This window comes from Schlesneria sp. (genome assembly GCF_036405755.1).
GTDB lineage: Bacteria > Planctomycetota > Planctomycetia > Planctomycetales > Planctomycetaceae > Schlesneria > Schlesneria sphaerica.
This window is the reverse complement of record NZ_DASWWZ010000130.1, coordinates 1-5,696: the sequence shown is the minus strand read 5'-3', so window position 1 is coordinate 5,696 and position 5,696 is coordinate 1. Positions and strand designations below refer to the sequence as shown.

4 protein-coding genes and 1 pseudogene are annotated in these 5,696 nt (G+C 56.5%); all 5 read right to left on the bottom strand.

The window, feature by feature from the left end:
- Positions 1-87: 87 nt before the first annotated feature.
- Positions 88-1,209: a glucose 1-dehydrogenase gene (locus VGE80_RS04450; protein ID WP_440591814.1), complete on the bottom strand. Its 1,122-nt coding sequence runs from the start codon at positions 1,207-1,209 to the stop codon at positions 88-90.
- Between the two features lie 150 nt (positions 1,210-1,359).
- On the bottom strand, positions 1,360-2,469 hold the full coding sequence (locus VGE80_RS04445) for a hypothetical protein (RefSeq protein ID WP_440591813.1): 1,110 nt from the start codon (positions 2,467-2,469) through the stop codon (positions 1,360-1,362).
- Positions 2,470-2,821: 352 nt separating this feature from the next.
- The gene (gene upp, locus VGE80_RS04440) at positions 2,822-3,460 is read right to left on the bottom strand and encodes a uracil phosphoribosyltransferase (protein WP_440591812.1); all 639 of its coding nucleotides are present in this window, start codon (positions 3,458-3,460) and stop codon (positions 2,822-2,824) included.
- A gap of 326 nt (positions 3,461-3,786) precedes the next feature.
- Positions 3,787-5,163, bottom strand: coding sequence for a hypothetical protein (locus VGE80_RS04435; protein WP_440591811.1), 1,377 nt, complete (start codon positions 5,161-5,163; stop codon positions 3,787-3,789).
- A 339-nt stretch (positions 5,164-5,502) separates the two neighbouring features.
- Positions 5,503-5,696: pseudogene (locus VGE80_RS04430) on the bottom strand (2-dehydro-3-deoxyphosphogluconate aldolase); the annotation flags it as partial.

Genomic DNA, 5,696 nt, shown 5'->3' with positions numbered 1-5,696 from the left:
AGTGTCTCTCGACGGCCTCGCGAATACGAAAATGCTCCGTTCCCAGACTGAAACGGAGCAGGGGATTGTGTTGTCGCGATGCAGAGATCAGGCCACGTTCACGAAGACTTTGAGGGCTTCTTTGTCTTCGACCAGCAGCCGCATCATTTCTGCATAGTTATCCAGTCCGTTCACCGGATGCGTGAGGATGCGTTCTGTTACGCCGGGATATGTCATTTCGCCGAGTGCAAGACTCGCAATCCCTGACTCAAAGTGATGCCGGTTTCCGTTGACGCTGGAAACGAGCAACTTGTTGCCGAGCACCCATTCCAGGTTAATTTTTGCCGCATCAATCGTAACGTCGTGTTTGCCACCCGTAATGCTCGTCCAGACGACAGCTCCGTTGTGGGCGACCACTTCCATGGCACGGAAAGCAACCTCGGCATTTCCCGTCGCTTCGAAAATCAGGTCTGGCTTTCCGACCTGTTTGACGAGTTCGTGCATCGGTGTCTGCCTGGTGCTGACATACTTCGCACCATAGGCCTCGGCAATTTCCTGTTTCCGATGGGGTCCCGGACGCGTAGCAAGGGTGTAGACATCCATCCCTCGCAGCTTCAGCATCATGGTTGCCAGAAGTCCGATCTGGCCCGCCCCCAATACGAAGGCACGTTTCGGATTCCAGATCTGCAGTCGCTGTTGAGCGAGAAAAGCCTGTTCGATCGCTTTAGCACAAACGCTGGCAGGTTCCGACAGCACACCCAGGTGTTTCAAATTGACGGGGACTTTGACCATGTACTCCGCGTCGTCCACGAACGATTCGGCCATGTATCCATGACAGAGATTAATGCCGCGCTCGTAGTAGGTCTCTTCACTCGTGATGTCGTTTCGGCCGATGACGTCGTAGAGTGACGCGCCTGGCCGCCGGACAGTACACGAAACGTAATCGCCCACCTTCAGCTCAGTCACTTTATGACCGACTTCAATTACTTGACCGAAGCTTTCATGGCCGATGACGAGGTGTTCGCCTCCCGGAGGAGCATTGCCGTACAAAGCTTCGTTGATTTCGCGGTCGGTTGCATCCACGCCGACCTGCAACGTCTTGACGAGCACCGCACGCCCCTCAGGAATCTTGCAGACATGCGGGTGGGGCTGATCGAGCAGCTTCGGTGCGGGGACATCTCGCAGATGAACGCTATTCGGCTTACCAGGTAATACGGCGATGGCTTTCATGGCGAATTCGACTCGTCGAGTAGGATTGGGTCGGCGACGGGATTCTCCCCAGTGGGGAGCGCTTTTCGGTGCGAAGTGTAGCTGCGCGGCTGTCGCGGTTCCAGCACTTCGGCGAATCCTCGCCGTTTTCCCTCATCGTCCCGATGCGCCTCACGCGGTCAAAAGAACCTGATCAGGGGCAGGGCGGTGCAGTCGTTCCAACAGGTCGAGCAGATTACGCGGGTGCGATTTCAAAATGCACGCATCGATCTCGACCTTCCAGAGTTGATGGTCTTCCGTCGACAACAGACCAATCAGGTGAACGCCCAATTTCTGGCGGATCCGCTGAACGGACTGGGTTGCCTCGACCGTCGCTGGCAAGCCGAGCATGATCGCGCAGAATCGGGCATCGGGATCCGACTCGATGGAATCGAGTTGCCCCTCAAGCCCTTCAATCAACACAGGTTCGTATCCGGCCGTTCGCAGCACATCGCCAAACAGATGACGATAGAAGAGCGACGCTTCGACCAGCAGAATCTTTCTTGTGGGGAGCGTCGGCAAGCTTCGCGAGGGACCGATTACAGACCTTGATTCTTCCGAGATCGGAAGGAGCGATGGACCTGCGAGTTCATTCTGCAGCGAAAGCCGGAACGGGACGGGAGGAGCAGGCAGGTGCCTCGCCTGGGCAGCAGCGGACTGGTTACCGCGAGCCGCCTTCGCCCTGACAAGGGCTTCCTCGTCAGTCGCAGGTTCCAGAACAGTGTCATACAGGCGGACATGGTCGGGTGCTTTTGTCAGCCGACCAGCAACCGGCAGATCATAGTCCTGGCTGGAGGGAAGCACCTCGATCGGGGCCGCCGAAACCTCGATCGTGCGTGTTTTGACGGCTACGGCCCACGTCGCCTGCAGGGTCTGACATTCCAGCCGCTGCAGCAACTCCAGATCAGGGTACTCGGGCTCGAACTGCGCCGCGTCGAACTCATGCAAGAGGTATTCGAGGCTGCTGATGCCGCTTGAGAGGTCGGCTTTGTGCTGTTCCGTTAATTGCAACGAATCGGCACAGAAGCGTTCGAGGAACAACTCGAGCACCAGGCTGTTTCGAGCCATGCGGCGCAGGTTTAGGTCGTCGGCTTTACTCCAGAAAAGCTGCAGGCGACGAATGATTTCATACAGCCGTTCCCGGTCTTCCATCTCCTGCGGTGACGCGGAAAGCCATTGGTTCAACTGACCGATCAAGTGCCAGCCGGTTTCCAGCAATGACTCGATACGAGCCGGTTCCATTCCGCAGCCTCTTCACTCTTCCCGCATTCCGCATTGTGACAGAAAGTGGACCGACAATCGGTCGATTCTGCCGTACGAACAAAAAGCGATACTCTGTCTTCCAGCGAATATCGGTAAACCAGTCCACAGAAGTTCAACCCGAGTTCCGCGCAGCCCCTCAGATCAACAATCGCAAATTGGATTGATGCGGCGCGCTCGCTTCAGGACTGGTTGTCGCGATTCAATCACGATCGGCGACTTTCTCCAAGACCGGATTACGCTGGGTGCGACAGAATGCCGCCAGGAAATCGCAATCAGGTCGTCTGCCTGCGGAAATTGCCATGCGCACGCTTCACGCGTCTCATCGACCACGTCAGCCAGGAGATGGGAGGGTATTGAAGGTTCGATCCCCAGCATCACCCAGCCCCGGCACAATGTACTTGTGGTGATTGAGCTCGGGATCGATCTGTCCGACAAAAATTTGTGTGGCGGGGAACTGTTCGGTGACCGCTTTCACTCCGTCTCGTGAGGCAATGACGGACAGGAGTTTGATTGAGCGGACGCCCCATCTCTGAATAGCGGCGATGGCCATGCAGGCAGATCCCCCCGTCGCCAGCATGGGGTCCAGCAGAAAGACGACGTCCGGCGGCTGCGTTTGTGGCAACTTGTTGTAGTACTCTACCGGCTTCGCCGTCGCTTCGTCGCGATAGACGCCCAGATGCCAGACTTCTGCGTGAGGAACAAGATCGAGGATGGGATCCACCATTCCCAGGCCTGCACGCAGGATCGGGACGAGGGCCACTTTGGCAGTCACTTGCGTTCCCATCATCGACGTCAAGGGAGTCTGAATCGAAACCGGATGTGCGGTCAGATCCGCGGTCGCCTCATAGGCCAGTAGCGAAGACAACTGACGCAGCAGACTGCGAAACTCGTGGGGCGTTGTTTCGCGAGCACGTAATCTTGTGAGGTGATGTCTCACCAGGGGATGGTCAACTTCCGTTACTTGCGTCATGCGATAATCCTCAGGCGAATAGGAATGCGAGAAGCCTACGATGCAAGCCACTTTCGGAACAGAAACACTCCGAAAAGAGGGGGACGCGACCGGCGAGACGCCAATCGATTTGCGACGACTGCCAGGAGATCGAAGTTGAAACTCAAGGCAACCGGATGGGCGAACCGTCACCCCTCACGGGTTCATGTCGAGCCCCGGATTCCGCTCTCGACATCGGCTCAGGCCGCAGCCGCAAAAAAAGGGGCACAGACCCGAAGGTTTGTGCCCCATCTTATTGGAGAATCTCAAGTCGAAGTGGAATCTCGACAGGAACCAGCCAAATTCAATCAGATCGCCAGACGACGTCGAGAGAACGGGGCGGTAGAAATCGGCCCGTTCGAAGTGGGAATCGTCTCAGCAGGAATCGGCTTCAAGTTAACCGATGATTCCGGAACAGTACCGCAGTTGCCTGAGGCACATCCACCGCTGCCGCAGTTACCAGTAGCACAGCCACCCGTGCTGCAGGAGTTGCAAGTCACCGGGCAGACGGTTTCTGGAACCAGCTTGCAGACTTCGTAGTTCTCAACACGTGGAACACACTTGGTCACCATGCGGGTGCAGGTCTGCTGGACTTCCCGAGGAACACAGCGAGCAACTCGCTTGGTCACGGTGAAGGGCTCCTGGCGGCAGACGGTGTAAGGAACGCGGCAGGTCCGTGTTTCCATGACCGTGCGGCAGGTCTGATGGGGAACCTTACGAACGCATTCTTCGGCAACCATTCGGCAAACCTGGTAGGGAACTTTTCGTACCTGGGTTTCGCACACGGTACGGCAGACCTTAACAGGAATCTTCTCAACGACTTCTTCCGAAACCATGCGACAGACTGTGTATGGCACCCGCGTGACGATCGTCTCGGGAACCATGCGGCAAACCGTCACAGGACAGACCTGACGAACAACTTGTGGCTGGTAGGTCGTGCAGGGAATCTGGCGTTCAACGATGTTCGGGCACCAGACTCGCTTGCAGGTATAGAAACCTGGCATGCGTGTCATGCACAGTTGCGGACCGCAAGGGCCACAGACGAGCTTCGGACAGCAGGGCCCCGGATGATAGACCTGCTGCGGAACCCACTGACCACAGTCCTGTCGTTCCGTGCGATATGTCGTAACGGGACGCATGACGGTGTAACATCGTTCCTGATTGATCACTTCAGTCTGCTGTCGCATGACCGTCTGACGACATTCACGCTCGAGCGTTTCGGTGACGGGTCGCTGAACGCAGCGTCGGACTTCGCGGGTTGTGTCTTCAAACACTTGTCGCTGAGTTGTGTACGTCTGATCGCGGTAAAGCGTTTCGGTGACGGGACGCATCACGGTGTAACGTTCTTCACGATCGGCAGTCTCGTAGACCTGACGGGCGACCTGATACTGCTGTTCGCGATAGGCAACTTCGTTCACGATCCGGTGATGTGTTTCCTGCACATCATCGAAAACGGTTTCGTACACTGTTCTGCTGACGGTGTACGTTTGCGGTTCCTGAATCGTCTCATAAACCGTGCGCTGACACATCTGCCGCTCGACGCGCTGAGTGGTGTAGCAGCAATTCTGCTGACATGCATTCACCGGACAGCACCGGTAACTCGCGGCTCCGCAGTACCACCCTGCCGAAACAGTTCCCGGTGACGCGCCGACCGCGATTACCAGCGCCCAAAAAGCACTGACCATCGCTCTTTTCATAATTGCCTCCCCCATGACTGGTTTAAGCCATCTCCCCCGCGGAGCTGACCAACGGAAGAAATGGCAAATTGCTGAGATCCGACAATCATGATAGGCCGCAGGTTAACCGGACGCTTTAATCAATTTCTGGAAAATCCAGATTCGCTCTCAAACATCGGGCGTGATCGTATACAGACCGCAAATTCCGCAAACTATCGAGCGCAAGTGAGTCGTTACAGACCCGTTTAATCCCCCTATTTTGCTATCATTTGGTGGGTTTCGGCATCATTGATGATGCCAAAAAGCCACGTCTCGGATTGATCGTTCAGAACCTTATTCCGGACGAATTTATTGGCGCGCCTGTTGCAGCAACTGCACGTACTCGCTCGCCAATTGCCTGATCCGGGCGAAGTCGCCTCGTTCGAGCGCATCTTTTTCGACAAGCTGGCTGCCAAGTCCGACTGCACAGGCACCCGCCTTGACGAAGTCACGCAGTGTTTCGCGGTTAACGCCCCCGGTCGGCATGAGGCGAACCTGCGGCA